Here is a 25,490-nt window from a genome sequence, read left to right on the forward strand (position 1 = left end):
GGCGGAATGCGCTTTGTAATGAAGCCGACGGTAATAAAGCCGTTCGGGACAGAAGCGCATGGATCCTACACATTTGTTCGAACTCGTGATCGGGATGTTCCTGGCGATCATCGTGCTGCACTATGCGGCCCACCGGCTCGGGCTGCCGCCCTCCGTGGCGCTGCTCGCGGGCGGCGCGTTACTGGCCTTCGCGCCGGGCCTGCCCACCATCGAAGTCGATCCGGAGCTCGTTCTCATCATCTTCCTGCCGCCGCTGTTGATGGACGGCGCCTGGTTCATCGCGCTCGGCCGCCTGCGCCGCCACATGATCGGCATCGCGTCGCTTGCCGTCGGCGCCGTGGTCTTCACCTGCGTCGTCGTGGCCGTGGTCACGCATCTGCTGTTCCCGTCGCTGCCCTGGGCCGCCTGCGCGGCGCTCGGCGCGATCGTCTCTCCGCCCGATGCGGTCTCCGCCCGCGCCGTGCTACAACAGGTAAAACTGCCGCGGCGCCTGCAGATCCTGCTCGAAGGCGAAAGCCTGTTCAACGATGCGAGCGGCCTCGTGCTCTTCCGCTTCACCATCGCCGCCGCCGTCACCGGCGCCTTCAGCACGGTGGATGCGGTCGGAAGCTTCTTCGTTCTGGCGATCGGCGGTGCGCTGGTCGGCATCGCGATTGGCACAGTCTGGGTGCTGCTCGTGCGCCGCCTTGAAGACGACTACCTGATCATCGCTGCCACGGCGCTGCTCTCCTGGACATCCTACCTGCTTGGCGAATTCTTCCATGTCTCGGGCGTCATCGCCACCGTGACCACCGGCCTCATCGCTGGCTGGCACCAGCACACTGTCTTTTCCGCCGCCACCCGCATGCGCGGCACCTCCTTCTGGACCGTGCTGGTCTTCCTGATGGAGGCCGCGGTCTTCATCCTGATCGGCCTGTCGCTGCGCGGCGTCGTGGAACGCGGCGGCGGCATCGACGTCGTGGTCGCCACCATGGGATTGCCGATCCTCGTCATCCTCATCGCGCTGACGCTCGCGCGCTTCGCCTGGGTGTTCGGCTCTGACTATGTGATCAGGCTGTGCAACATGCTGGGGATCGATCGCTACAAACCGCTCGGCGCCCGCGGTTCCACCGTCCTGGGCTGGGCGGGTGTGCGCGGCGTGGTGACGCTGGCGCTGGCACTCTCCGTGCCGGAAGGCTTTCCGGGCCGCGATTTCATTCTGGTCACGTCCTTCGCCGTCATCCTCGGAACCGTGCTGATCCAGGGCACGACCCTGGGCAAGGTGATCGCCTGGGCGAAGCTCAGCGAGCCGGCCTCGGAAAGGCCGCGGCTCACCATGAGCCAGACCGAGGCGGCCATGGCGCAGGCACAGTTCGTGGTTGTGCGCAGCCGGGCTTATGACGGAGACGGCAATCTCGTTCACCCGCAATTGCTGGAGCGCTACCAGCGCCGGGCGACATCGATCGTCGACTATGCCGAGCGCACGGAAGACTACACGCCGGTGCTCCATGCCCATTTCGACCTGGTGCTCGAAGCCGTCGCCACCGGCCGCCGCGAACTCATCCGCCTCCACCGCGCCGGCGAGATCGACGACGAGACGCTGCACGAATTGGAACGCGACCTCGACCTCGAAGAACTGAGCGCCATTTCCGCCAAGGCGTGACGGTCGCCCTCACCCCCCGCGGCCGGCCTTCAGATGGCCGGTCGGCAGCGCTGTGGTGTACTTGATCTGGCCGAGCGCGAAGCTGGAGCGGATATTGGCGACGCCGGGAATGCGGGTAAGAAAATCGACCACCAACGCCTGGAACTTCATCAGGTCCTCGACCACCACCCGCAGCATGTAGTCCGCCTCCCCGGTCATCAGGTAACACTCGACGATCTCCGGCTTGGTGCGGATCGCGGCGTTGAAGACGTCGAGCGATTCCCGGTCCTGCTGCTTCAGCGAGACCTGCACGAAGACATTGACGGCGAGCCCCAGCGCCTGCGCATCGACCAGCGCCACCGAGCCCTTGATGACACCGCTTTCCTTGAGATCGTTGACGCGCCGCCAGCAGGGCGAGGCCGACAGGCCCGTCGCCTCCGCCAGCTCCGAAATGCTCATCTCGGCATTCTGCTGCAAGAGGTCGAGGATGCGGATGGAGGCGGAATCGAGCGCGGGTTTCGAGGGAGGCATGATTGACCGATGATGGAGGAATTATCGGATAAATCTTTCGCAATTTCTCTTCACGCGGTCAACTGAGATCACTTTTCCCCGAAATTCCGGTGTAGCATTCCGGTCTATCGGGAGATCACGGGAGAGAGATGACGATGAATGCGCCGGCCCTGACGCCAGCACGGCTGGCCTGCCTGAAGGACCTGGAACGACAGGTTCTGTGGCATGCCTGCTGGATGATCCACAATGCCAATCACCTGCGCGAAAAGGGCGAGGTGAAGGTCGGCGGGCACCAGGCCTCCTCGGCCTCGCTCGCCGCGATCATGACGGCGCTCTATTTCCATGTGCTCCGACCGGAAGACCGCGTGGCGGTCAAGCCGCACGCGTCGCCCGTCTTCCACGCCATCCAGTATCTGATGGGCAACCAGACCCGGGAAAAGCTTGAGAATTTCCGCGGTTTCGGCGGCGCGCAATCCTATCCGAGCCGCACCAAGGATATCGACGACGTGGATTTCTCCACCGGCTCCGTCGGCCTCGGCGTGGCGATTACCGCCTTCGCCTCGATCGTGCAGGACTATATCGCCGCCAAACAATGGTCGGAGCGCCCGACGGGCCGGATGATCGCGCTGGTCGGCGATGCGGAGCTCGACGAGGGCAATATCTACGAATGCCTGCAGGAAGGCTGGAAACACGACCTGCGCAACACCTGGTGGGTGATCGACTATAACCGCCAGAGCCTCGACGGCGTCGTGCGCGAGGGGCTGTGGCAGCGCATCGAGGGCATTTTCACGGCCTTCGGCTGGGATGTGAAGGTGCTGAAATACGGCGCGCTTCAAGAGGCGGCGTTCGAGGAGCCGGGCGGCGTTTCCTTGCGCGGCTGGATCGACCAATGTCCGAACCAGCTCTATTCGGCGCTGACCTTCCAGGGCGGCGCGGCCTGGCGCAAGCGGCTGACCGACGAGATCGGCACCAAGCCCGGTGTGGCCGCGCTGCTGGCGGCGCGCAGCGACGATCAGCTTTCCGACCTCATGAACAATCTCGGCGGCCATTGCCTGGAAACGCTGATCCGCACCTTCGAAAACATAGACCACGACCGCCCGACGGTCTTCCTCGCCTATACGATCAAGGGCTGGGGCACGCCGCTCGCCGGCCACAAGGACAACCATGCCGGCCTGATGACCAAGGCGCAGATGGAGACCTTCCAGAGCCGCATCGGTGTGAAACCCGGCGCTGAATGGCAGATGTTCGGCGCGATCCCCTCGCCCAAGCCGGTGCGCGAGCTTCTGAAGACCGTGCCCTTCTTTGTGGACGGCACGCGGCGCTTCACGTCACCGGCGCTGCCCTCGTCCGGCCCGGTCTTCCTCGACGACCGGGAACTGTCGACGCAGGCCGGCTTCGGCAAGATCCTCGATGCGCTCGCCCAGCGCAACGATGCCCTGTCGGCCCGCATCGTCACCACGGCGCCCGACGTCACCGTCTCGACAAACCTCGGCCCCTGGGTCAACCGCCGCGGCCTTTTCGCCCGCGAGAAGCTGGCGGATACGTTCCGCGACGAGCGCGTGCCTTCGGCGCAGAAATGGGAGTTCGGCCCCGCCGGCCAGCATATTGAACTCGGCATCGCCGAAATGAACCTGTTCCTGCTGCTGGGGGCGGCCGGCCTGTCGCATTCGCTGTTCGGCGAACGCCTGCTGCCGATCGGCACGGTCTACGATCCCTTCGTGGCGCGCGGCCTCGATGCGCTGAACTATGCCTGCTACCAGGATGCCCGCTTCATGATCGTCGGCACCCCGTCGGGCGTGACGCTGGCGCCGGAGGGTGGGGCGCACCAGTCGATCGGCTCGCAGTTGATCGGCATAAGCCAGGATGGGCTGGCGAGCTTCGAGCCCGCCTATCTCGACGAGCTGTCCATCATCATGGACTGGTCCTTCGACTATATGCAGCGCGAGGGCGACGGCGGGCATGACACGCGCACCTGGCTTCGCGACGAGACCGGCGGCTCGGTCTATCTGCGCCTGACGACGCGGCCGCTGGAGCAGATCGCGCTCCGGCGCGAGGACCCGGCCTTCCGCCAGGGCGTGATCGACGGCGCCTATTGGCTGCGCCCGCCATCGGCTCGCACCCGCATCGTGCTCGCCTACCAGGGCTGCATCGCGCCGGAAGTGCTGATGGCCGCCGGGCGGCTCGCCGAGGCACATGGCGATATCGCCGTGCTCGCGGTCACCTCCGCCGACCGGCTGAATGCCGGCTGGACGGCCGCACAACGCGCCCGCCGCCACGGCGATTTTGGCGCCCGCAGCCACATCGAGACGCTGCTTTCCGCCGTGCCGCGCCCCGCAAGCCTCATCACGGCCACGGACGGCCATCCGGCGACGCTCGGCTGGCTGGGCTCCGTGGAGGGCCACCGCACGATCTCGCTCGGCGTCGAACATTTCGGCCAGACCGGCACGATCGCCGACCTCTACGCCCATTTCGGCATCGACACCGACGCCATCATCGAGGCAGCGGAATCCGTGGTCCGTGCGGAGGCGTCCGTGCCGTTGCGGGCGGTCTGAGACCCTCCGCGGGGTGCCTGCTCAGCCCGCCGCCGCTTCGTTTGCGGCGGTCTGCGCTTGCTGGCGTTGGCGATAGTGGGCTTCAGCGGCCGCCGCATCGGCCTGGGCATCGCCGCTGCCGCCGCCGACATGCACGGTCGGAGAGGCGAACTGGATGCCGTTGGCTTTGAAATCGAGCTTGATGCGGTTCATGATCTCGCGGCGGATCATGAATTGCTCGCCCGGCTTCGTGGTGAAGCCGACGCGCACGACGATGGCATATTCGCCGAAATCGGACACGCCTTTCATCTTCAGCGGTTCGAGCAGGATGTCCTTGTATTCGGGCTTTTCCGCCGTCTCCGTGCCGATGCGCTTGATGACCTTGCGCAGCTTTTCGAGGTCCGTGTCGTAGGTCACGGAGAGGTTGAACTTGATGACCGACCAGTCGCGGCTCATGTTCTGCACCGCGCCGAGCTCGCCGAAGGGCACCGTGGTGAGTGGGCCGCGGTGGTGGCGCAGCTTCACCGAGCGCAGCGAGAAGCTCTCGACCACGCCCTTGTATTTGCCGGTCTCGATATATTCGCCGATGCGGAAGGCGTCGTCCCACAGGTAGAAGATGCCCGAGATCAGGTCCTTGACGATGGTCTGCGCGCCGAAGCCGATGGCAACGCCGGCAACGCCGGCACCGGCGATCAGCGGGCCGATATCGACGCCGAGGCTCGTCAGCACCATCATGACGGCGACGGCGGCGAGCGTAATGGCGAGGATGTTGCGCAGGATCGGCAGCAGCGTGCGGATGCGGGCATTGCGGCCGCGCTCATCGTCGGTGAGGCGGCGATCCGCCGGATTGTCGGCCATGCGCACGGCGATCTCGGCCTTCAGGAACTGCCAGGCGATATCGGCGATCAGCAGCACGGCGATCGCCTGGGTGGCGGCATGGGCGACGCGGCTGACCAGCGTGTCGCCGGCCCCCATCATGCCGGCGGCATCGACGCCCGCGACGGCGGCGATCCACCAGGCGGACAGGATGATGACGATGGCGCGCATGCCGCGTTCGCCGATGACGAAATGCATGCTGGTGGGACGCCTGGTCTCGGTGCCGCCATGGAGGCGCGCGACGACCGCCGTCGTCAGCCGCAGGAGTGGCGGCAGGAGGAGTGCTACCACGCCGGCCGCAAAGAGCAGGTGCAGCCCCGCGAGCCACACGACCAGCAGCAGGATCACCGCCACGGTTGCGAGCCACGACCATATCTTGCGGGCGGTGTCGGTTTGCTCACGGCGGCGCGGACGCGACCAGATCGCTTCGATGGCAATGGCGAAGAGGCCGAAATCGAAGGCGAACATCACGAGCAGCATCGAGCCTTTGGAAAAGCCGAACACCCGCATCATTTCCAGCACGATCCAGCCGATGACGAAAAAGCGCAGGGCGCGCAGGAACCGCGAGAGCCAGTAGCGGACCCGTTCCGGCGTGATGTTTGCGGAGGGTTGGAGATCATCAGCGGGCACAATGTCAACGACCGGTTCGGAAACGACGGCGGGCGCCGCTTCCACGGCCACCGTGCCTTCCGGCACGACGACCGACTCGGCCGGTGGCGTTTCGGCCGCACGGTCTGTCGGCTGTTCGATCAGCCAGACGATATAGGCGCCGATGAGGCCGCCGAAGCGGACGATGATGGCGGCGATCGCCAGGATAAGCGCAGTGCGCTGCAACAGCGGCGGCCAGGCGACGATGGCGAGCGGCAGCAGCGCGCCGACGGCGAAGCAGATGGCCTGCCCGCAGGCATGCAGGCCGATCGGCACCACGCCTACCGGATCGACCTGCGGCTCCGCCGCCTGGCGGCGCCAGTGCTGGGCCGACAAGCGGTTGAACAATCGCTCGAAGCCGATGGCAAGGACGGGCACGAGGAGGAGCTGGAAGAACAGGCGCAGCGGCCCACGGCTGGTGACTTCGGCCTCAAGCCGCGTCATGGCAGTGTGCGCGCCGGGGCCAAGCTCCATGCTACCCTGCATGGCGGTATCGATCCGGTTTTGGATCATGCCCAGCTTTTCGGCGACGTAGCCCGTCTCCATCATCATGGATTCGGAGCCGCCGGGAGCGATATCCTCGGCCTTGCCCGGACCGGCCTCGGCACTGTTGAGCCAGGTGGCCACCGCGGGATCGGAAAGCAGGCGCGAAATCTCGCGCAGCTTGTCGACGGGCGGCGCCGCAACGTCCTGCGCGAGCGCCGGACCGGCAAACAGCAGGGCCATCGCGACAAGGATCGCCTTGCACCGCAGAAGCTGAGGGAATGCGGCCACCATGCTTTTCAATCCCCCTCGCCCGCGCTTGTTGAGCAACCCCTACTGTTCGATCATGCAAGCCCAAGCAAAGTCAAGCGATGCCGGCGTCAGGCCAGAAGGCTAGGATACCGGCCTCATCCTTCGATGTCCTGCACCTCGTCGATTTCCACCCGGTCGGCGTAGAAGGCGATATGGCCCTCGATTTCCGCGACGGACGGATACGGTGTTTCGTAGCTCCAGGCCGCATTGGTGCCGCCGCTGAGCTGAATGCTGAAATAGCTCGCCTCGCCCTTGTACGGGCAATAGCTCTTATGCTCCGTCCGTTCGAGCAGCGTCATGTCCATGTCTGAGCGGGGCATGTAGACGACCGCTGGATATGTCGCTTCGTGCAGGCGCAGCGCCTTTGGCGAGCTGCCGATCACTTGGCCCGCCGCGCGCACGACGACGCGTGCCGCGATGCGCTCGATGGAAATCGGGTGATCGGGACCCGGTATTTTGACAATTCTTTCCGCCATTTGCTTCACCTTTCCGATAAAACGGATTAGCCGCTGCGGCTATCCTCGGCGCTTGCCTGCGTGATCAGGCGGGCGCTGCGCTGGCCGGTCGAGTAGATCCACAGCCAGCTGAGCGCGACGGTCAGCCGGTTGCGCAGGCCGATCAGGAAGTAGACATGGGCGATGCCCCAGGTCCACCAGGCGAGCCGGCCCTTCAGCTTGATCCAGCCGAGATCGACGATGGCAGCCCGCTTGCCGATCGTCGCGAGATTGCCGTCGTTGCGATAGGCGAAGGGTTTTGGCACGGGCTTGCCGTCGAGCCGGGCCTTGATGACGCCGGCCACATAGCGCCCCTCCTGCTTGGCCGCAGGCGCAATGCCGGGAACGATCTTGCCCTCGCCCATCGGCACATGGGCGGTGTCGCCGACCGCGAAGATATCCGGGAAGCCGGGCACCGTGAGGTCGGGGGCGACGAGCACGCGCCCGGCCCGGTCCGCGGGAACCTGCAGCCATTCGGCAGCCGGCGATGCGGCGACGCCCGCCGCCCAGAGAATGGTCGCGGCCGGCAGAACCTCGTCGCCGAGCGTGATGCCCGCGGCATCGCATTGCGACACCGCATGGCCCGTGCGCACCTCGACACCGAGGCGGGTCAGCGCGCGTTCGGCATAGGCCGAAAGGTCCTCGGTGAAGCCCGCGAGAATGCGCGGCCCCGCTTCGACCAGCACCACGCGGGCCTCGCACGTGTCGATATTGCGGAAATCGCGGCGTAGCGTTTCGTGCGCCAGTTCGGCGATGGTGCCGGCGAGTTCCACGCCCGTCGGGCCGGCGCCGATGACGGCGAAGGTCAGCAGGCGGCGGCGCTCGGCCACATCCTCCTGCCATTCCGCCCGCTCGAAGGCGGAGAGGATGCGGCGGCGGATCGTCGTCGCGTCTTCCAGCGTCTTCAGGCCGGGCGCATGCGGCTCCCATTCGTCATGGCCGAAATAGGCGTGGCGCGCGCCGGTAGCGAGGATCAGCGTGTCGTAGGGGATAGACCGCCCGTCCTCCAGCAGCACCGCCTTGCCCGCCGCGTCCACACCGGTGACGCTGCCGAGCAGCGTCGTCACATTGTCGTAGCCCCGCAGCAGCGAGCGGATCGGCCAGGCGATCTCCGACAGCGCCAGCGACGCCGTTGCCGCCTGGTAGAGCAAGGGCTGGAACAGGTGATGGTTGCGGCGATCGATGACGGTGATGCGGACCGGCCCCTTGGCCAGGTTGCGCGCCGCCTCCAGCCCGCCAAAACCCGCGCCGATGATGACGATGTGGTGGTCGCCTCTTGCCGCCATGCGATGTCCTCTCGTGATCCGGGCGCCGGTTATTCCGGCGAAAGCGCCACGGCAGCCTCGGTGGTCAGCGTGCGGAAGGTGAAACTTTCCTGCACGTAGAGATCGACGGTGGTGGCGGAATGGCTGAGATAGCCGATGGAAAAATCCTGCCCGACGGTCAGCTCGAAATCCCCACCGCGCAAGGACAGCACGAGGCCGCCCTCGATCGCCGGTGCCCAGATGATGCTGCCATCCACCACGCGTTCGAGATGGTGGAAGACCGGATAACCATCGTCGCTGCCACCGCTTGCCGCCATATAGGCATCCGCACCCAGCACCAGCGCATAAGGCCCCTCGACCCCGGCGAGCCGTAGCTGGCCGACCGCCCGCGCCACCGCATCGGAATAGCGCTTGGCGCTGGCCGGCAGCGAAATGGCGGGGTTGCTCGCGGCCTGGCGGATGCCGTCGATATCGGCGGCGGCATAACCGTCGAACACCGCGCGATCCTCGGCGAAGGCTATCTTTCGCATTGCCTGCTTCACCGGCTCCCAATCGGAATCGCGCGAACCACGCTCGACGTCGTCGATGGCGCCGCGCGACAGCGTGAAGGGAACCCGAAGCTCGACCAGCGCCTTCACCTCTCGCCGCAGCGATTGCACGCCTTCGGCCGGCGGCGCGATCGGCGCGACATGGCCGGTGCCGACGGCGGAGAGCCCGAGCCCCGAGGGACCGACCATGTCGACGACGCGGCGTGCGGCGAGATTCCGCTTCAGCGTGCGCTTCGCCTCTTCCTCGATCTCGGCCCAGGCGGCCTCGGAAATCGGGGCCAGGTCGCGGTGCAGGTTATTCATGAGAAGCCTCTTTCCTGAGAGAGCCTATGCCGAGCGAGCCGTCGTGGCGCTTCGGCTGCGGTTGGTCCGCGGGGGCGGTCGTGTCGGGTACATCGGGCGAAACCGCATCGAGGAAGGACGCGGCGGGGACGAAGAACAGCGTGCCGGTCACAGCGCGGCTGAAATCGAGCAGCCGGTCGTAATTGCCGGGCGGGCGGCCGACGAACATGTTCTCCAGCATCATCTCGATACGGCGCGGCGAGCGCGCATAGCCGATGAAATAGGTGCCGAACTCGCCCTTGCCGACATCGCCGAAGGGCATGTTGTCACGCAGGATTTCCAGCGGCTCGCCGTTTTCCTCGATGCTCGTGAGCGCATTGTGGGCGTAGCTCGGCTTGACGGCATCGTCGAGTTCGATGTCGGAGAGTTTTTCACGGCCGATGATCTTCTCCTGGTCGGAGACCGGCAGGCGGTTCCAGGCGGGCAGGTCATGCAGGTATTTCTGCACGATGACATAGCTGCCGCCGGCAAAATCGGCATCCTCGTCGCCGATGATCGTCGCGTCGACCGCAGCCTGGTCGACCGGGTTTTCCGTGCCGTCGACGAAGCCGATCAGGTCGCGGTCGTCGAAATAGCTGAAGCCGTGCACCTCGTCGGTCGTGGACACCAGGCCAGTCAGCCGCGCCATGATCTGGGTCGCGAGCTCGAAGCAGAGGTCCATGCGCGTGGCGCGGATATGGAACAGGAGGTCGCCGGGCGTGGAGACGGCATGGTGGCGGCCGCGGATCTCGCGGAAGGGGTGCAGGTCCTTCGGACGGGGTGCGGCAAAGAGCCGGTCCCAGGCCGCCGAGCCGATGCCGAGCACGCAGGAAAGCCCGCCTTCGAGATCCCGAAACCCGACCGCGCGCAGCAGGCCGGAAAGATCGGCGCACAGCGCGCGCGCCGCCGTTTCCGCCGGGCGGCCGGGCGTTAGCGTCACGACGAGGAAGATGGCCGCACGCGACAGCCGCGCTGCGACCGGCTGGGGGACCACGGAAGGCAAGACTGCATTCATACTCGATCCGTTCGGCAGAACCTGTCTGTCGGAACGTAGCGGGTCTCGCTGCGCCGTGCCATCGAAAATCCAGGTCTTCCCGGCAAGATTCCGCAGGGCAGCAAAAGGGCCGGCAAGCCGGCCCCGCTGTTCGTCTAGAGATCGACCGGGCGGCCGGATTCTTCCTCCTCCAAGGTCACGGCCACATCCGCATTGGCGGAAAGGCGCACCTTGTCGCCCTCGACATCGGCGACGAAGCCCAGTTCGATATAGTGGTGATGGCCCTCGTGCTTGCCGAAACTGTCGGCCTTCTTCAGCTTGATGCGGGTGGCCTCGACGCGATCGACCATGCCCACATGCACGCCGTCGGCGCCGATGACTTCCATGTTTTCCGCGATGTTGCCGCTCATGCCGGTTCTCCTGTCGGGTTGAAAATGGCCGGATCGTGCCGCCTTCGCCTTTGCGGACGAAGGGGTCCTGCCGTTGAGGGTCGGGTCGCCGCCGGCGGGGATTTTCGTGCCGGCGCATCTGTAGATAGCGCTGGATACGCCGTTTCAAGGGAGGGGTGCCGGCCGCAGACCGGCAAGAGGCGGGAACAGTTCCGGGGGTTACCTCACGGGAAGAGCAGCGGTCGAAGTGCCATCTCCAGCCCGAGGCCGAGCATGCAGACAAGGAAACCGCGCCGGAAGGACGGCGGGCTGATGCGCGTGCGCAGCGCCTGGCCGGCGAACATGCCGGCGAGTGCCGGCACGATGGCGAGCGTCGAGGCCTTCACGTCCGCCATCGGCAGCGTTCCGTGCAGCAAAAGCGCCAGGCCGAGCGCGATGGTCGAGACCGTGAACGACAGGCCGAGCGCCTGCACCAGTTCGTCGCGCTCCAGCCCCAGCGCCTGCAGATAGGGTACGGCGGGAATGACGAAGACACCCGTCGCGCCGGTGAACAGGCCGGTCGCCAGGCCGACGAGAGGCGACGCCCAGGCCTGCCAACCGGGCGGCACCCGGTGCTGGCGGGCCAGCAGCGTATAGACGGAATAGACGGCAAGCGTCAGCCCGAGCGCCACCGTCGTGCGGCCGGTCTCGCCGCTCGCCAGCAGGAACGAGCCCGCCAGCGTGCCGAGGGAGATTGCGGCCAGCATGGGCCAGAGCCGCAGCAGAAGCGCCTTGAGATGCTGGCCTGCCAGAAGCTGCCAGACATTGGTGACCAGCGAGGGGATGAGCAGTAGGGCCGCGGCGGTCAGCGGCGAGAGCAGCCCGCCCAGAATGCCCATCGCCACCGTGGGCAGGCCCATGCCCGTGACGCCCTTGACGAGCCCGGCGACGAAGAAGGCGGCGGCGATGATCAGAAATGTGGTTTCGCTCTGTTCCATGCCGCGATTAAGAGCGCCCGGCGGGGCCGGCGGCAATCGGGAATATACGCCACCAGCCTTCGGTCTTTCCGAAAGCTGGTGGCGTGTTATCCTCCCGCAATGCGCTTCGATCTTGCAGACCTCCGCCTGTTCCTCGCCGTCTTCAATGCCGGCAGCCTCACGCATGGCGCGCGCTCGGCCAACCTCTCCATCACCGCGGCAAGCGAGCGGCTGCGCGACATGGAGGCCTCGGGCGGCCTCGCGCTCTTCGTGCGCACGCGGCGCGGCGTGACGCCGACCCGCGCCGGGGAGGCACTGGCGCATCATGCCCGCCTGATCCTGCGCAATGTCGGCGCCATGCAGGCGGAGCTATCCGAACATGCGCGCAGCATCCGCTCCACCGTGCGACTGCTCGCCAACACAGCGGCGATCACCGAATTCCTGCCCGACCGGCTCGGCTCCTGGCTGGCGGACCATCCCAAGGCCGATATCGAGCTTGCGGAACGGCCGAGCACCGAGATCGTCAAGGCATTGGATCATGGGCTGGCGGAGATCGGCATCGTCTCCGATGCGGTCGAGACGGAGGCGCTCACCGCCCTGCCCTTCGCGACGGACCAGCTCGTCGTGGTGCTCCCGCGCGACCACCCGATGTCAGCGGAAAAGCAGGTCGCCTTCGGCCAGATCCTCGGCGAGGATTACATCGGCTTTGCGGGCGCGCTTCAGGACCATGTCGATGGGCACGCCACGCAATCCGGCCACCGGCTGCGCCCGCGCGTGCGCCTGCGCACCTTCGAAGGCGTCTGCCGGATGGTGGCGGAGGGCGCCGGCATCTCGATCCTGCCCGAAACCGCCGCGCGCCGCTGCCGGCGCACCATGCCGATCACCTCCGTGCGGCTCTCCGACGCCTGGGCGAGACGCCGGCTGCTCTTGTGTTTTCGGGCGGAGGAGGAGCTTGACCCCACGGCGCGTGCGCTGATGGAACATCTTCGCACCCCGTCGGGTAAGCAGTCTTCCTAAACCCGCGACACCAGCAGCCGCAGGCCGGCAAGGCCGAAGAATACCGCGAGGGTCCCCTCGATCCCACGCCGTGCCCGGCGATAGAGGCGCACCATGGGTGCCGTCGAGAAAACGATGGCGTAGCCGCAGAAGATGGTGACGCTCAGCACCGCGCAGCCACCTAGGATGGCGACGAGCGTGTGCGTTGAGGCGCCGGGGCCAAGCCCGAGTGTCATCAGCGCGATCCAGGCAAGGATCGATTTCGGATTGGTGAGATGCATCAGCAGGCCGCGCCTGTAGAGCGAGGCGCCGGAGAGCGCAGCGTCCTTCGACATCGCTTCCCTTGCCTGGTCATCGGAGGTGAGCGCCGCCCGGCACGCCTTGTAGGCGAGATAGAGCAGATAGAGGCCGCCAAAGATCTTGAGCACGAACAGGGCTTCGGCATAGCGGGTCAGGATGGCGGAAATACCCGTCGCAGCCATCATGCCCCAGAAGATCGAGCCGCTGACGACGCCGGCGGCAAGCAGGAGCGCTGCCCGTCTGCCCTGGTGCATGGCGACGCCCATGATGCGCATGTTGCTCGGACCGGGACTGCCGGCGGCGATCACATAGGCGGTGTAGACGATCAGGAGATGATGAAGATCGGCAGGCATTCCCGGCGGCCCCAATTGCGGATGGCGTACCGCAGGATCATAAACCATGCGGCGGCGCGAAGGCGACCGGCCAGATTGTAACCGCGACAAGTCCGTCCCGGCTCACCTGCCCGCTGACCGCGGTTCGAGCCCAAGTCCGTGAGCCCGCTGCTCGCGCGCCAAAAGCGCACGCTTGCGCTGGACGCCCCAGCGATAGCCGGAGATCGAGCCGTCCTTCTTGATGACGCGGTGACAGGGAACGACGATCGCCAGCGGATTGCTGGCGATCGCCACCGTCACGTCCCGCGCATCGCGCGTGCCCAATCTTGCCGCCAGCACGCCGTAGTTCGTCGTCTCGCCGGCGGGGATGTCGCGGAGCATCTGCCAGACCTGCACCTCGTAGGGCGTTCCGCGCAGGTCGAGCGGAAGGTCGCTGCCGGTTGCCGGATCGTCTATCAGGCCGGCAGCGGCATCGACCACGCCGGCAAGCTCCGCTTGGTGGTGCTCCAGCTCGGCATCGGGAAAGCGGCTGCGCAACGCATCCTCCGTCGCGGCGCGATGCGAACTGAATTCCAGGGCGACAAGGCCCTTGTCGGACATGGCGACAACGAAGTCGCCCAGGGAGCTGATCCCCCATGCAAAGCGGATGATTTCACGCATCGTCTCTTACCTCGAACCTGTTTGTCCGATGACGATAAGTGAACCTTTCCGCGCGCTCCCTCCGGTCCTTGCTTTCAAATCGAAAAATACGGGGCTAGCGCGTGCCGCGGTCGAAGGTCGCCTCACTGAGGCCACGTTGACGCAGAACGCTTCGGGCCACCTTTTCGGTTGGCGTTCGCGGCAGCGGCGCATCGGTGATCTCGATGTAGCGCGGCACCATGTGGCGTGGCGCCTTCTCGCGGAAATGCTCCAGCAGGTCGGCGGGCGCCAGCGTCGAGCCAGCGCGGCGCAGCGCCACCACCATGATGTCTTCCTCGGTGAATTCGGACGGGATGCCGAAGGCGGCGCTTTCTACGATGTCGGGGTGCTGCTCGGCCAGCGTCTCCACCTCATAGGCGGAAATGTTTTCGCCGCGCCGCCGGATCGCCTCGTTCAGCCGGTGCTTGAAATAGAGCCAGCCGTCCTCATCCATCACGCCGGCGTCACCGGAATGATACCAGAGGTTTCGAAGCGTCTGCACGGTCTTGGCCTCGGCGCGGTAATAACCGGAGAACATACTCCAGCTCTTCTTCGGGCGCGAGACGATCTCGCCGATCGTGCCGGGCGGCAGCGGCCGGTCCTTGTCATCGAAGACGGCGACCTCCCAATCGGGATGCGGCTTGCCGCAGGAGCCGGGCCGGGTGTCATCGACGGTGTCGAGCGTCACGAAACTGGTTTCCGTCTGGCCGTAGCCGGTGACGAGCCGCATGCCGAAGCGGCGCTCGAAAGCCTGCTGGTCCGGCACCATGGGAATGCACTGGCAGACCCGCACGGGGTTGTCGCTATCGCTGTCGGACGGTGGTGCGCGCATCAAGATGACGGCCATGGCGCCGAGCAGGTTGGTCGCCGTCGCTCCGCTGTCTCGGACCTGGCCCCAGAAGCGCGAGGCGCTGAAACTGTCGGCAAGCGTCGCCTTCGTGCCGTAGATTAGCGGCAGGTAGACGCCGAACATCTGTGCATCGGTGTGGAAGAGCGGCAAGGCGGAGAAATAGCTGTCGTCGGTGGTGTATCCAAGGTTCGCCGCCATGGCTGCCGCCCAGGAATAACAATGATGATGCGACATCAGCGCACCCTTTGCCGGGCCGGTCGTGCCTGACGTGTAGAGGATCGCCATGGGATCGGAATAGTGGACGGGCGCGAAGTCGAGGATCGCGGGCGACGCCAGGCAGTCCTCGAAGCGCACGATGCGGTCGATCTTCACCCCCACCGCGCGCGCCATCGCGGGATCGGCGCCGACCAGTATGAGCGTGCGCACGTCGGGCAGCCTGTCCTGGACGATCGCCAGTTCGGGCAGCACATCGGCATCGACGACGAGCACCTCGGCACCGCAATTGTTGAGGTTGTGGCAGAGGAAATCGCCCTTGAGGCCCGGATTGTTCGGCACCTCGATTGCGCCGAGATGCGAGGCGGCAAACCACGTCACGACGAGTTCGAGGCAACTGGGGAGCAGCATCGCCACCCGGTCGCCGCGCCCGACGCCGAGCTTGCGCAACCCGTTTGCCAGCCGGGTGGACAGGTCCAGCATCTGCTCGAAACTCGCGGACCCGCCGCCGAGGTCGAGGAAGGGCCTGGAGCCGAAGCGCTCGGCCTGTTTCAGCAGGATCTTCGGCAGGACGCGATCTTCGATCTCAGCGTCATCGAGGCCCGGAACGGGCGAAAGGGAATGGGGCGTCATGGACACGGATCAGAACTCTTTTGCCTTTGCCTGCGCCTCGGGAGAGAGGAAGCCACGAACCGTGGCTGCCGTCTCCTGCGCCATTGCATCTTTGAGGGATGAGTGAAAACCGTCATTGATGGCGCGCTTGACGTCGGCAACGGCAGCGGCCGGGCGCGCGGCGATCGTCAGCGCCAGTTGCCGGGCCTCGTCAAGCAGCCGGTCGTCGGCGACGATCCTCCAGGCGATGCCCACCTCCATCGCCTTCTGCGCATCATGGCGCTCGCCGAGAATGAGGAGCTCCTTGGTGACCTGCGGGCCAACCTGCTTCGTCAAGAGCGCCGTCACGCCGCCCGTCACGAACAGGCCATAGGTCACCTCGGGGAAGAACCAGCGGGTCTTTTCGCCAAACAGCCGGAAGTCGCAGTTGATAACCCATTCCAGCGCGCCGCCGACACACCAGCCGTGCACCGCGGCGATGATGATCTTGCGCGACTGCATGATCTGGAGCGTGACGGCCTGGATGGCCTCCACCCAGTCCTGCGTTTCGGCCTCGGAGGCAGTCTGCGCGTCGAGATCCTTGAGGTCGTCGCCGGAACAGAAGGCCCGGCCCTCGCCATGCAGGATGATGGCGCGCACGCCCTCGTCGGCTTCTGCGGCCGCAAGCGCCTTGGAAAGCCTGTCGACGAGCTGCCGGTTCATGGCGTTCAGCCGCTCCGGCCGGTTCAGCTTGACCCAGGCGATCGGCCCGTCGATCGTGGAAATCACGGCATCGTTCATCGTCGGCCTCCTCACACAATCATCGGTTCGTCATAGGAACCCCAGACCTCGCGCAGCGCGCTGCAGATCTCGCCAAGCGTCGCCTTGGCCTTCACCAGTTCGATGGTCGTGGGCAGCAGGTTGACGTCGTCCGAGCGGGCCTGCTCGACGAGTTCCGCCATCAGCGATTTGATCCGCACATCGTCCCGGTTCGCCCGGATGATCTTCAGGCGGTCGATCTGCAACTGGGTGCAATGGTCGTCATAGGGATGGATGTGCACGTCCGCCGTGCTGCTCGCCTCGTCGGCGAACTTGTTGACGCCTACGGAAATCTTCTCGCCGGAATCGATCTTCTTGAAGGTCGCATAGGCGGAATCCGCGAGCTTCTGCTGGAACCACCCCTCCTCCACCAGTTGGATCGCGCCGCCGCGTTCCTGCACCTCATCGAGCATCTTCCACATCTCGGTCTCCATGTCCTTCGTCAGGCGCTCGATGAAATAGGAGCCGCCGAGGGGATCGATGACCGAGGTCACGTTGATTTCTTCGCGGATGATCTGCTGGGTGCGGATGGCGAGCTTCATCGCCTCTTCGGTCGGGATGGCGAAGGCTTCGTCGAGGCCGTTGGTGTGCATGCTCTGGCAGCCGCCGAGCACGGCACCGAGTGCCTGGATGGCCGTGCGCATGAGGTTGTTGTGGTGCTCGACCTTGGTGAGGCTCATGGCCGCCGTCTGCACATGCACGCGCAGGCGCATGGATTCCGGCTTTTTCGCGTTGAAGCGTTCGGCCATGATCTTGGCATAGACGCGGCGTGCCGCGCGGAACTTGCAGATCTGCTCGAAGAAATCCTGGTGGCTGATGAAGAAGAACGACAGGCGCGGCGCGAAATCGTCGATATCCATGCCGGCCTTCGTCACCTCCTCGCAATAGGAGATGGTGAAGGCCATAGTGAAGGCGATTTCCTGCAGCGCATTGCCGCCGACATCGGAGAGGTGATAGCCGCTGAGGCTGACGGGATTGATCTTCGGCGTCGCCTTGGCGCTGTACATGATGAGGTCGCGCAGCAGGCGTACGGCCGGGCGGACCGGATAGATCCACTCTTTCTGCGCGACATATTCCTTGAGCGGATCGGCCTGCAAGGTGCCGGTCAGCTTGTGGAGATCCAGGCCGCGCTGCTCCGCCACCGCGACGAACATGGCATAGACGACCCAGGCCGAAGGATTGATCGTCAGCGAGACCGAGATCTTTTCGAGGTCGATCCCGTCGAACAGCCGGTCGACATCCTCCATCGTGTCGATGGCGACGCCGACGCGCCCGACCTCGCCGAAGGCCATCGGATCGTCGGAATCCAGCCCTAGCAGGGTCGGCAGGTCGAAATCCGTCGAAAGGCCGGTCTGGCCCGTCTGGATCATGTATTTGTAGCGCTGGTTGGTCGCTTCCGGATTGCCGAAGCCGGCGACCTGGCGGATGGTCCATGGCCGCCCGCGATACATGGTCGGATAGACGCCGCGCGTGAACGGATAGGCGCCGGGAAAGCCGAGTTCGTCGGCCGGAATATCGGCGACGTCGGCTGCGGTATAGATCCGCTTCAGCGGAATGCCACTTTCCGTCTCGTAGACCGCTTTTTCCTCCGGCCTGGTTTTCAGGAAGGCGGCGAGCGCGCCCTCCTCCCACTCCGTCTGGCTTTCACGGATATTGTCGATCGCCTGTGTGGAAAACAGGGTGGTGTCGGTCATCGGGTTTCCTCCCAACCCAGCAGGGCGCGCGCGGCGATCGACGGGTCCATCCGCCGTTCCGTCACGGCTCGGATATGCGTCTCGAGCGTTGCGGATTCCTGCTGGAATTTCTGCTGAAATAGATGTCTTGCGGTGCCGAGGATGCGCGTCTTGCAGATGGCGCGCTGGCGTGCGGCGAGTTCGCCGCTGTCACGCAGATGCGCCCAATGCGCGCCGATGGCGTCCTTCAGTTCGGCGATGCGTTCGCCCGAAACGGCGCTGACCGGCAGGACGGGCGACGTCCAGTTTGAGCCGGACCCGCCGCCGAGCGACAGCATGCCCTGAAGCGCCGAAACCGTCGCCGATGCCTCCGGCTTGTCGCATTTGCTGACGGCATGAATGTCGGCGATTTCCAGAATGCCGGCCTTGATCGCCTGGATATCGTCCCCGAGGCCGGGCGCAGAGAGAACCACGACGGTGTGGGCGGCGGTCACCACCTCCACCTCGTCCTGGCCCACCCCGACCGTCTCGATGATGATGGGCGAATAACCGGCCGCGTCGAGCACATCGACCGCCTGAAGTGTCGCACGCGTCAGCCCGCCGAGATGGCCGCGGGTCGCCATGCTGCGCACGAAGGCACCGCCGGCTGCGGCCGTCTCGCTCATGCGCACGCGATCGCCGAGGATCGCGCCGCCGGAATAGGGACTGCTCGGATCGACCGCGATGACGCCGACCTTGCGGCCTTCCGCGGCATAGGCCTTGATGAGGGCCGAGACGAGCGTCGACTTGCCGGCCCCCGGCACGCCGGTGATGCCGACGATATGGGCATTGCCGCCATGTTTGTAGAGTTCGGCGAGCGCCTCTGCGGCCTCGGGATAACCTTCTTCGGCGCGAGAAATCATCCGGGCGATGGCGATCGACCGCCCCTCAAGCACGTCCTTCACCAGCGCGGCAGAGGGCGTGTAGATGCCGCGCTTTGCCGTTCGGGAATGCGTGACGATCGTCATATGCGACCACGGGCGGCGATGAGGCCTTCGATCGTCGTGACGATCAGGTCGGCGCGCGCCTCCTGCGGCACGATGGCGTCCACGCCGCTTTCCAGGAGCGCGGCATAGTCCTGCTCGGGAATGACTCCGCCGGCGACGACGAGCACATGCTCGGCGCCCTCCTCGCGCAGGCAGCGACACAGCTCGCGAAACAGCGGCACGTGGGAGCCGGAAAGCAGGCTGACGCCGATGACGTCGACGTCCTCCTGGATCGCGGCGTGCACGACATCCTTTGGCGTCTTGTAGAGGCCGGTATAGATGACCTCCATGCCCGCATCGCGCAGGATGCGGGCCACCACCTTGGCGCCCCGGTCATGGCCGTCGAGCCCGAGCTTGGCGACAAGCACGCGGATGGTTTCGGGGGCTTCGGCCGTAGCGGCATCGCCAAGGTTCGTTTCGGTCATCGATTGTTTTTCCTCACTCTGCCGCAATGCCGGCGGGGCTTGCGCCGGCCGCCGATGCCGCCTCGATGGACTGGGCGATGATGCGCAGGCCAAGTTCGATCTCGTCTTCGGAAATCGTCAGCGGCGGCGCGATGCGGAACACGCCGCCCATGCCGGGCAGCTTGACGATGTTCATGCTGAGCCCGCGACGGAAGGCTTCCGCGGCGATGCGGCTGCCGAGTTCATGATCGGAACCGCCGCTGCCATCGGGCTTGACGATCTCGACGCCGAGCATCAGGCCGCGGCCGCGAACGTCGCCGACGCATTCGAAGCGCGACTTCAGCTGCGACAACCCCTCGAAAAGCCTGCCGCCGATATGGCGCGCGCGCTCGACGAGCCCTTCCTCCTCGACGACGTCGAGCACGGCCAGCCCGATTGCCGCCGGCAGCGGGTCGGAGACATGCGTGGTGTAGAAAAGGTAGCCCCGCTCATGCGCCGTGTCCTCGATCTCCGCGGTCGTCATGACCGCCGAAAGCGGCAGGCCGGCGCCGATCGTCTTGGAGAGTGTCAGGATATCCGGTGTCACGCCGTCGCGCTGGAAGGCGAACATCGTTCCCGTCCGGCCGACGCCGGTCTGTGCCTCGTCGAGGATGAGCAGCATGCCACGCTCGCGGCATTTTTCCTTCAGCGCGGCGAGATAGCCGAGCGGCAATTCCAGCAGGCCACCGCTCGACAGGATCGGCTCGGCAATGAAGGCCGCGAGGCTGCCGACGGACTGGCTGTCGATGAGGCCGAACGCGTCGTCGAGTTCCGTCTTCCAGTCGAGGCTGCCATCCGCATGGCGAAAGCGCGGGCGAAAGGTGTTCGGCGCTGGAATGGTCAGCGAGCCGACCATGGCGGGACCGTAGCCCTTGCGGCCGGCGCTGTAGGTCGCCGAACTCGCCGCGCCCGTCATGCCGTGCCAGCTCTTGGAGAAGGCGACGATCTCGTGCCGGCCGGTGACGAGCTTGGCCATGCGGATGGCCGCTTCGTTCGATTCCGCACCCGTCGACAACAGCATGACGCGATCGAGTCCCGGCGCCAGCGCCGCCAGGCGCTCGGCGAGTTCCACCACGGGGCGCGACAGCATGCCGGAGAAGAGATGCGCGACCTTCGCCATCTGGCGCTGCACGGCCGTGACGATCTTCGGATGGGAATGGCCGAGCAGCGCGCTCATCTGGCCGGAGGTGAAGTCTAGGATCGGCCGGTTATCCGCGTCATAGACGAAGGAGCCCTCGGCACGCTCGATGATGGCGGGGTCGAAACTGCCGCCGTAGCGGATGAGATGCTTGCGTGCGGCTGCCCAGAAGGCGGGATCCTGATTGTTTGACATGTGAGCCTCCAATGTCTGTGAAAAAACGGTAGCCGCTGGCGTCATCTCTGTAAAATTGATAGTTCTTGGATTCGGATATAAGGAAAACTGATATGCATGGTCCGCTCGATCTCCGCCTGCTCATCACCTTCGTGCACGCTGCCCATTCCGGCTCACTCAGCGCCACGGCGGTGCAGGTCGGGCGCACGCAATCGGCGGTGACGATGCAGATGCAGCGGCTGGAAGAGATGCTCGGCCAGAACCTGCTGCACCGCAGCGGCAGTGGGGTCCGGCTAACGGGCAGCGGCGAACGGTTCCTGGCCTATGCCGAGCGCATTCTGAAAATGCACGACGAAGCGGTCTCCGCTTTTTCCGACAAGGGCCTGCACGGCTCCATCGTCTTCGGCAGCCCGGAAGATTATCTGCTGTCCTTCTTCCCGATGCTCCTCAAGAGTTTCGGCACGCGCTATCCGGATGTCGAGATCAAGGTCGTATCGGCGCCGACCGCCGAACTGCGCGGGCTACTGCAATCGCGCAAGGTGGACCTCGCGCTGGTTTCGACACCCAACCTGAACGACGTCGACAATGTCGTGCGCACCGAACCGCTCGTCTGGGTCGGCAGCAAGCCGACGCTCGAACTGCACGATTTCGGCGATACGGTGCCGCTGGCATTGCCGGCATCGAACGCCATGGACCACCGTGCAGCCTGCGAGGCGATGGCGCGGGCGGGCCTGCGCTACAAGATTGCCTATGCCAGCAACAGTCTTGCCGGGCTGATCGGCCTTGCCCGGTCGGGCCTTGCCATCTGCGTGATGACGCAGGAGGCGGTGCCGCCGGACCTGCACATCCTCAATGCGCCGCTGCCGCACCTGCCACATCTCGGCATGCTGATCGTCTTCGCGGAAGGCGACCGCTCGCCCGCCGTCACCACCTTTGCCGATCACATCCGCGCGACGCTGCCCACGCTTTAATGGGCTGCGGCGAGACCTCTCCCGCCGCAGCCGTCGGAGCAACCCCTATTTCTCGAAATAGGTCGGCTTGCCGTCCTCGCCCTTTTTCCATTCGTAGATGACATAGTCCGGGCGGGTGATATCGCCCTTGGCGTCATAGCCGATCTCGCCCAGCGCCGTGGCCCAGGGTCCGCCCGCCTTGATGGTTTCGGCAACCTTCTGCGCGTCCTCGGCCGAGCCGGTCTTCTCGATGGCTGCGGCGACGATCTGCACGGCGATGTAGGAGTAGAGCGTATAGGCCTCCGGCTCGAAGCCCGCGGCACGGAAGTTTTCGACCACCTCTTTCGCCGTCGGGTTGCGGCGCGGATCGGGAGCGAAGGTGTTCAGCGTGCCGATCACCGCATCGCCGGCGATCTGCGCCAGCTCGCTCGACACCATGCCGTCACCGGAAAACAGCGTGGCCTTCAGCCCCTGGTCGGCGGACTGGCGCATGATCAGGCCGGCTTCGGTGTGCAGGCCGCCGAAATAGATCAGCGTCACGCCGGCATCCTTCATCTTGGCGATGAGCGCCGAAAAGTCCTTCTCGCCGCTGGTAATGCCCTCATAGAGCACGTCGCCGATGCCGTGTTCCTTCAGCGTCTGGCGCGCCACGTCCACGAGACCCTGCCCGTAGGGCGTCTTGTCGTGCACGATGGCGATCTTGGCGTCCTTGAAGTTCGCGGCGATATATTCGCCCGCGACCTTGCCCTGCTGGTCGTCGCGCCCGCAGGTGCGGAAGGTGTTCCAGAGGCCGCGCTCGGTGAATTGCGGGTTGGTCGAGGCGGGCGTGATCTGCAGCACGCCGTTTTCCGCATAGACCTCGGAAGCCGGGATCGAGACGCCGGAGTTGAAATGGCCGACAACGTAGTGAATGCCGTCGGCGACGAACTTGTTGGCGACGGAAATGCCCTGCTTGGGGTCTGACACGTCATCGCCGATGACGACCTTCAACTGCTCGCCAAGCACGCCGCCGGCGGCGTTGATATTGGCGACGGCCTGTTCCGCGCCCTTGACGAACTGCGCGCCGAAGGCGGCGTTCGGGCCGGTGATGGGGCCGGCGACGCCGATCAGGATATCGGCCCGGGCATTGACCGCAAACATCGCGAGCGATGTCAGGACGACCGAGGACAAGAGTAGTTTCTTCATTTGATGCGCTCCCAGTATGGCTGCGGGCGTTGATGAAGCTTTCTGCGGCGCCCACGGATTGACGCAGAAAGCCATCCGGCGCGCGCGAAGCGCGCCGGGTTTCCGTCCCGATAATGTTGGACGGTGTGTGGTCGCCGGGGTTGTTCCCTTGTTCTTATACCGCCGACCGTTCTGTGGATTTCGTCAGGTCAGGCGGGGATCTCCACCGCTATCGCCGTCGCCTCGCCACCGCCGATGCAGACGGATGCGATGCCGCGTTTCAGCCCCCGCAGACGCAGAGCATTGACGAGCGTGACGATCACCCGGGCGCCGGAGGCGCCGATCGGATGGCCGAGCGCGCAGGCGCCGCCGTTCACATTCACCCGGTCCGGCGCGAGCCCCAGTTCGCGGATCGCCGCCATCGGCACGACGGCGAAGGCCTCGTTGATCTCGAACAGGTCGACATCGCCGATCTCCCAGCCGACGCGCCGGCAGAGCGCGCGGATCGCGCCGATCGGCGCGGTCGGAAAGAGGTTCGGTGCGTCCGCATAGGTGGCGTGGCCGCGGATCAGCGCGAGCGGTGCGGCTCCTTGCCCCTCCGCCGCCGACCGGCGCATCAACACGAGCGCCGCCGCGCCGTCCGAAATCGACGAGGCATTGGCGGCCGTCACCGTGCCGCCCTCGCGAAAAGCCGGCTTCAGCAGCGGGATCTTGTCGATCCGCGCCTTCTGCGGCTGCTCGTCCTGGCTGATGGTTCGCTGCTTGGTGCCCGAGCCGATGGTCAACGGCGCGATCTCGCCGGCAAAGCCGCCCTCGGCGCCCGCCTTCTGAGCCTTCTCCAGCGAGGCGATGGCGTAGTCGTCCTGCGCGCTGCGGCTGAACTGGTAGGCCTCGGCACAATCCTCCGCAAAGGTGCCCATCAGCCGCCCCTTGTCATAAGCGTCCTCCAGCCCATCGAGGAACATGTGGTCGAGTGTCCGCTGGTGCCCCATGCGATAGCCCTGCCGCGCCCGGTCGAGCAGATAGGGGGCGTTGCTCATGCTCTCCATGCCGCCAGCAACCACCACGGAAGCGGATCCCGCCTGGATCAGGTCATGCGCCAGCATGGCGGCCTTCATGCCCGAGCCGCACATCTTGTTGACGGTCGTGGCCCCAACGCCAAACGGAATGCTGGCACCGATGGCCGCCTGGCGGGCCGGCGCCTGGCCGAGCCCCGCCGTGAGCACGCAACCGAACACGACTTCATCGACATCGGCAGAGGCGATGCCGCCGCGTTCCAGGGCGGCGCCGATGGCGGCGGCACCGAGCTCGGGCGCGGAAAGATCCTTCAAATCGCCCTGGAAACCGCCGAGCGGGGTTCGGGCGTGGCCGACGATGACCACCGGGTCCTGATTGTTCATGCGATTCTCCTTCCCATGGCCGGCCTCACCGCGGCGCCATGCGCAACGCTCCATCGAGGCGGATCACCTCGCCATTAAGCATCGTATTCTCACAGATATGTTTTACCAGCGCGGCATATTCCGCCGGCCGCCCGAGGCGTGGCGGAAAGGGCACGCTTGCCGCGAGCGTGTCCTGAACATCCTGCGACATGCCGGCCATCATCGGCGTCTCGAAAATGCCGGGCGCAATGGTCACCACGCGAATGCCGAACCGCGCCAGCTCGCGCGCCACCGGCAGCGTCATCGCGGCCACTCCACCCTTCGAGGCCGCATAGGCCGCCTGGCCGATCTGTCCATCGAAGGCGGCAATCGACGCCGTGTTGACGATCACCCCGCGCTCGCCAAAACCGTCCGGCTCCTCCTCGGCCATGACCGCGGCGGCGAGCCGCACCATGTTGAACGTGCCGACCAGGTTGATGGTGACGGCGCGAGCGAAACTGTCCAGACCGTGCGGACCGGTTTTACCGAGGATCTTCTCACCGGGTGCGATGCCGGCACAATTGACCAGGCCGTTCACATGGCCAAAGACCTCCTTGGCATAGGCCAGAGCGGCGCTGGCATCGGCCTCGCTCGTCACGTCCGCGTGGCGGAACCGCACATTTTCGCCAAGCTCCGCAGCCAGTGTCTCGCCAGCCGAAGCATTCACATCAAGCCCCAGCACGCTTGCACCTTCCGCGGCCAGCATGCGCGTGACGGCAGCACCCAGACCGGAACTCGCGCCCGTGACGACGAAGACGCGGCTTTTCAGTTCCATGCT

23 protein-coding genes are annotated in these 25,490 nt (G+C 65.7%); 4 read left to right on the forward strand and 19 right to left on the reverse strand.

From position 1 onward, the window contains the following. Positions 1-58: 58 nt before the first annotated feature. Positions 59-1,642, forward strand: a complete 1,584-nt coding sequence (locus tag AC1Q6Z_RS08320) for a Na+/H+ antiporter (RefSeq protein WP_492647411.1) — start codon at positions 59-61, stop codon at positions 1,640-1,642. Positions 1,643-1,651: 9 nt separating this feature from the next. Here the strand turns inward: AC1Q6Z_RS08320 and AC1Q6Z_RS08325 are convergent, their stop codons facing one another. Continuing rightward, positions 1,652-2,152: an Lrp/AsnC family transcriptional regulator gene (locus tag AC1Q6Z_RS08325; protein WP_435264853.1), complete on the reverse strand. Its 501-nt coding sequence runs from the start codon at positions 2,150-2,152 to the stop codon at positions 1,652-1,654. A gap of 128 nt (positions 2,153-2,280) precedes the next feature. Here AC1Q6Z_RS08325 and AC1Q6Z_RS08330 point away from each other — a divergent pair, with 128 nt between their 5' ends. Beyond that, positions 2,281-4,683 carry a thiamine pyrophosphate-binding protein gene (locus AC1Q6Z_RS08330; RefSeq protein ID WP_492647412.1) on the forward strand — a complete coding sequence of 801 codons (2,403 nt, stop codon included), beginning with the start codon at positions 2,281-2,283 and terminating at the stop codon, positions 4,681-4,683. A gap of 21 nt (positions 4,684-4,704) precedes the next feature. Here the strand turns inward: AC1Q6Z_RS08330 and AC1Q6Z_RS08335 are convergent, their stop codons facing one another. The 7 genes from AC1Q6Z_RS08335 to AC1Q6Z_RS08365 all read right to left on the reverse strand — a co-directional run bounded on the left by AC1Q6Z_RS08335 (position 4,705) and on the right by AC1Q6Z_RS08365 (position 11,969). Next, a complete protein-coding gene (locus tag AC1Q6Z_RS08335) occupies positions 4,705-6,963 on the reverse strand; it encodes a mechanosensitive ion channel family protein (RefSeq protein WP_492647413.1) in 2,259 nt (752 codons plus the stop codon). A 113-nt stretch (positions 6,964-7,076) separates the two neighbouring features. After that, complete coding sequence (locus AC1Q6Z_RS08340) at positions 7,077-7,457, reverse strand: DUF427 domain-containing protein (protein ID WP_492647414.1); 381 nt, start codon at positions 7,455-7,457, stop codon at positions 7,077-7,079. A 26-nt stretch (positions 7,458-7,483) separates the two neighbouring features. After that, positions 7,484-8,761: an NAD(P)/FAD-dependent oxidoreductase gene (locus AC1Q6Z_RS08345; protein ID WP_492647415.1), complete on the reverse strand. Its 1,278-nt coding sequence runs from the start codon at positions 8,759-8,761 to the stop codon at positions 7,484-7,486. Positions 8,762-8,790: 29 nt separating this feature from the next. After that, complete coding sequence (locus AC1Q6Z_RS08350) at positions 8,791-9,591, reverse strand: family 1 encapsulin nanocompartment shell protein (protein WP_492647416.1); 801 nt, start codon at positions 9,589-9,591, stop codon at positions 8,791-8,793. Continuing rightward, positions 9,584-10,624, reverse strand: coding sequence for a Dyp-type peroxidase (locus tag AC1Q6Z_RS08355; protein WP_492647417.1), 1,041 nt, complete (start codon positions 10,622-10,624; stop codon positions 9,584-9,586). The genes AC1Q6Z_RS08350 and AC1Q6Z_RS08355 overlap by 8 nt, the downstream gene beginning before the upstream one ends. A gap of 134 nt (positions 10,625-10,758) precedes the next feature. Next, complete coding sequence (locus AC1Q6Z_RS08360; RefSeq protein ID WP_492647418.1) at positions 10,759-11,013, reverse strand: DUF2171 domain-containing protein; 255 nt, start codon at positions 11,011-11,013, stop codon at positions 10,759-10,761. A 203-nt stretch (positions 11,014-11,216) separates the two neighbouring features. Then, positions 11,217-11,969, reverse strand: a complete 753-nt coding sequence (locus AC1Q6Z_RS08365) for a sulfite exporter TauE/SafE family protein (RefSeq protein WP_492647419.1) — start codon at positions 11,967-11,969, stop codon at positions 11,217-11,219. Between the two features lie 99 nt (positions 11,970-12,068). Between AC1Q6Z_RS08365 and AC1Q6Z_RS08370 the strand changes: the two genes are divergently transcribed. Then, on the forward strand, positions 12,069-12,965 hold the full coding sequence (locus tag AC1Q6Z_RS08370) for a LysR substrate-binding domain-containing protein (protein WP_492647420.1): 897 nt from the start codon (positions 12,069-12,071) through the stop codon (positions 12,963-12,965). On the opposite strand, the gene AC1Q6Z_RS08375 is transcribed toward AC1Q6Z_RS08370, so the two are convergent. The 8 genes from AC1Q6Z_RS08375 to AC1Q6Z_RS08410 all read right to left on the reverse strand — a co-directional run bounded on the left by AC1Q6Z_RS08375 (position 12,962) and on the right by AC1Q6Z_RS08410 (position 21,201). After that, on the reverse strand, positions 12,962-13,597 hold the full coding sequence (locus tag AC1Q6Z_RS08375) for a LysE family translocator (RefSeq protein ID WP_492647421.1): 636 nt from the start codon (positions 13,595-13,597) through the stop codon (positions 12,962-12,964). The two genes, AC1Q6Z_RS08370 and AC1Q6Z_RS08375, sit on opposite strands and share 4 nt — an antisense overlap. Before the next feature lie 102 nt (positions 13,598-13,699). Beyond that, on the reverse strand, positions 13,700-14,236 hold the full coding sequence (locus AC1Q6Z_RS08380; protein WP_492647422.1) for a methylated-DNA--[protein]-cysteine S-methyltransferase: 537 nt from the start codon (positions 14,234-14,236) through the stop codon (positions 13,700-13,702). 94 nt (positions 14,237-14,330) lie between these two features. Next, positions 14,331-15,950, reverse strand: a complete 1,620-nt coding sequence (locus tag AC1Q6Z_RS08385) for an AMP-binding protein (RefSeq protein ID WP_492647423.1) — start codon at positions 15,948-15,950, stop codon at positions 14,331-14,333. Between the two features lie 9 nt (positions 15,951-15,959). Then, positions 15,960-16,709: an enoyl-CoA hydratase/isomerase family protein gene (locus tag AC1Q6Z_RS08390; RefSeq protein ID WP_492647424.1), complete on the reverse strand. Its 750-nt coding sequence runs from the start codon at positions 16,707-16,709 to the stop codon at positions 15,960-15,962. Positions 16,710-16,720: 11 nt separating this feature from the next. Beyond that, positions 16,721-18,421 (reverse strand): methylmalonyl-CoA mutase family protein, encoded by a 1,701-nt coding sequence (locus AC1Q6Z_RS08395; RefSeq protein WP_492647425.1) that lies wholly within the window; start codon positions 18,419-18,421, stop codon positions 16,721-16,723. Then, entirely contained in the window at positions 18,418-19,407 is a 990-nt protein-coding gene (gene meaB, locus AC1Q6Z_RS08400; RefSeq protein WP_492647426.1) for a methylmalonyl Co-A mutase-associated GTPase MeaB, read from the reverse strand. Before meaB ends, AC1Q6Z_RS08395 begins: the two co-directional genes overlap by 4 nt. Further along, entirely contained in the window at positions 19,404-19,850 is a 447-nt protein-coding gene (locus AC1Q6Z_RS08405) for a cobalamin B12-binding domain-containing protein (protein WP_319313142.1), read from the reverse strand. The genes meaB and AC1Q6Z_RS08405 overlap by 4 nt, the downstream gene beginning before the upstream one ends. 13 nt (positions 19,851-19,863) lie before the next feature. Next, positions 19,864-21,201 carry an aspartate aminotransferase family protein gene (locus AC1Q6Z_RS08410; RefSeq protein WP_492647427.1) on the reverse strand — a complete coding sequence of 446 codons (1,338 nt, stop codon included), beginning with the start codon at positions 21,199-21,201 and terminating at the stop codon, positions 19,864-19,866. Between the two features lie 92 nt (positions 21,202-21,293). On the opposite strand from AC1Q6Z_RS08410, the gene AC1Q6Z_RS08415 reads away from it, so the two are divergent. Then, positions 21,294-22,151: a LysR family transcriptional regulator gene (locus tag AC1Q6Z_RS08415; protein ID WP_492647428.1), complete on the forward strand. Its 858-nt coding sequence runs from the start codon at positions 21,294-21,296 to the stop codon at positions 22,149-22,151. A gap of 45 nt (positions 22,152-22,196) precedes the next feature. Here the strand turns inward: AC1Q6Z_RS08415 and AC1Q6Z_RS08420 are convergent, their stop codons facing one another. The 3 genes from AC1Q6Z_RS08420 to AC1Q6Z_RS08430 all read right to left on the reverse strand — a co-directional run bounded on the left by AC1Q6Z_RS08420 (position 22,197) and on the right by AC1Q6Z_RS08430 (position 25,487). Continuing rightward, positions 22,197-23,315 carry a branched-chain amino acid ABC transporter substrate-binding protein gene (locus tag AC1Q6Z_RS08420; RefSeq protein ID WP_492647429.1) on the reverse strand — a complete coding sequence of 373 codons (1,119 nt, stop codon included), beginning with the start codon at positions 23,313-23,315 and terminating at the stop codon, positions 22,197-22,199. 188 nt (positions 23,316-23,503) lie between these two features. Next, complete coding sequence (locus AC1Q6Z_RS08425; RefSeq protein ID WP_492647430.1) at positions 23,504-24,694, reverse strand: acetyl-CoA C-acyltransferase; 1,191 nt, start codon at positions 24,692-24,694, stop codon at positions 23,504-23,506. Positions 24,695-24,719: 25 nt separating this feature from the next. Next, positions 24,720-25,487, reverse strand: a complete 768-nt coding sequence (locus AC1Q6Z_RS08430) for a 3-hydroxyacyl-CoA dehydrogenase (protein ID WP_492647431.1) — start codon at positions 25,485-25,487, stop codon at positions 24,720-24,722. Between the last annotated feature and the right edge of the window lie 3 nt (positions 25,488-25,490).

It is taken from the genome of Shinella sp. GW835-FHT14H05, from assembly GCF_058793575.1.

Excerpts from the sequence above, each read along its gene's own strand:
- AC1Q6Z_RS08340 (WP_492647414.1), bottom strand. The coding sequence starts at position 7,457 with ATGGCGGAAAGAATTGTCAAAATACCGGGTCCCGATCACCCGATTTCC.
- AC1Q6Z_RS08350 (WP_492647416.1), bottom strand. The coding sequence starts at position 9,591 with ATGAATAACCTGCACCGCGACCTGGCCCCGATTTCCGAGGCCGCCTGG.
- AC1Q6Z_RS08415 (WP_492647428.1), top strand. The coding sequence starts at position 21,294 with ATGCATGGTCCGCTCGATCTCCGCCTGCTCATCACCTTCGTGCACGCT.
- AC1Q6Z_RS08395 (WP_492647425.1), bottom strand. The coding sequence starts at position 18,421 with ATGACCGACACCACCCTGTTTTCCACACAGGCGATCGACAATATCCGT.
- AC1Q6Z_RS08420 (WP_492647429.1), bottom strand. The coding sequence starts at position 23,315 with ATGAAGAAACTACTCTTGTCCTCGGTCGTCCTGACATCGCTCGCGATG.
- AC1Q6Z_RS08360 (WP_492647418.1), bottom strand. The coding sequence starts at position 11,013 with ATGAGCGGCAACATCGCGGAAAACATGGAAGTCATCGGCGCCGACGGC.
- AC1Q6Z_RS08355 (WP_492647417.1), bottom strand. The coding sequence starts at position 10,624 with ATGAATGCAGTCTTGCCTTCCGTGGTCCCCCAGCCGGTCGCAGCGCGG.
- AC1Q6Z_RS08320 (WP_492647411.1), top strand. The coding sequence starts at position 59 with ATGGATCCTACACATTTGTTCGAACTCGTGATCGGGATGTTCCTGGCG.
- AC1Q6Z_RS08330 (WP_492647412.1), top strand. The coding sequence starts at position 2,281 with ATGACGATGAATGCGCCGGCCCTGACGCCAGCACGGCTGGCCTGCCTG.
- AC1Q6Z_RS08385 (WP_492647423.1), bottom strand. The coding sequence starts at position 15,950 with ATGACGCCCCATTCCCTTTCGCCCGTTCCGGGCCTCGATGACGCTGAG.
- AC1Q6Z_RS08380 (WP_492647422.1), bottom strand. The coding sequence starts at position 14,236 with ATGCGTGAAATCATCCGCTTTGCATGGGGGATCAGCTCCCTGGGCGAC.
- AC1Q6Z_RS08325 (WP_435264853.1), bottom strand. The coding sequence starts at position 2,152 with ATGCCTCCCTCGAAACCCGCGCTCGATTCCGCCTCCATCCGCATCCTC.
- AC1Q6Z_RS08425 (WP_492647430.1), bottom strand. The coding sequence starts at position 24,694 with ATGAACAATCAGGACCCGGTGGTCATCGTCGGCCACGCCCGAACCCCG.
- AC1Q6Z_RS08335 (WP_492647413.1), bottom strand. The coding sequence starts at position 6,963 with ATGGTGGCCGCATTCCCTCAGCTTCTGCGGTGCAAGGCGATCCTTGTC.
- meaB (WP_492647426.1), bottom strand. The coding sequence starts at position 19,407 with ATGACGATCGTCACGCATTCCCGAACGGCAAAGCGCGGCATCTACACG.
- AC1Q6Z_RS08390 (WP_492647424.1), bottom strand. The coding sequence starts at position 16,709 with ATGAACGATGCCGTGATTTCCACGATCGACGGGCCGATCGCCTGGGTC.
- AC1Q6Z_RS08375 (WP_492647421.1), bottom strand. The coding sequence starts at position 13,597 with ATGCCTGCCGATCTTCATCATCTCCTGATCGTCTACACCGCCTATGTG.
- AC1Q6Z_RS08410 (WP_492647427.1), bottom strand. The coding sequence starts at position 21,201 with ATGTCAAACAATCAGGATCCCGCCTTCTGGGCAGCCGCACGCAAGCAT.
- AC1Q6Z_RS08430 (WP_492647431.1), bottom strand. The coding sequence starts at position 25,487 with ATGGAACTGAAAAGCCGCGTCTTCGTCGTCACGGGCGCGAGTTCCGGT.
- AC1Q6Z_RS08370 (WP_492647420.1), top strand. The coding sequence starts at position 12,069 with ATGCGCTTCGATCTTGCAGACCTCCGCCTGTTCCTCGCCGTCTTCAAT.
- AC1Q6Z_RS08365 (WP_492647419.1), bottom strand. The coding sequence starts at position 11,969 with ATGGAACAGAGCGAAACCACATTTCTGATCATCGCCGCCGCCTTCTTC.
- AC1Q6Z_RS08345 (WP_492647415.1), bottom strand. The coding sequence starts at position 8,761 with ATGGCGGCAAGAGGCGACCACCACATCGTCATCATCGGCGCGGGTTTT.
- AC1Q6Z_RS08405 (WP_319313142.1), bottom strand. The coding sequence starts at position 19,850 with ATGACCGAAACGAACCTTGGCGATGCCGCTACGGCCGAAGCCCCCGAA.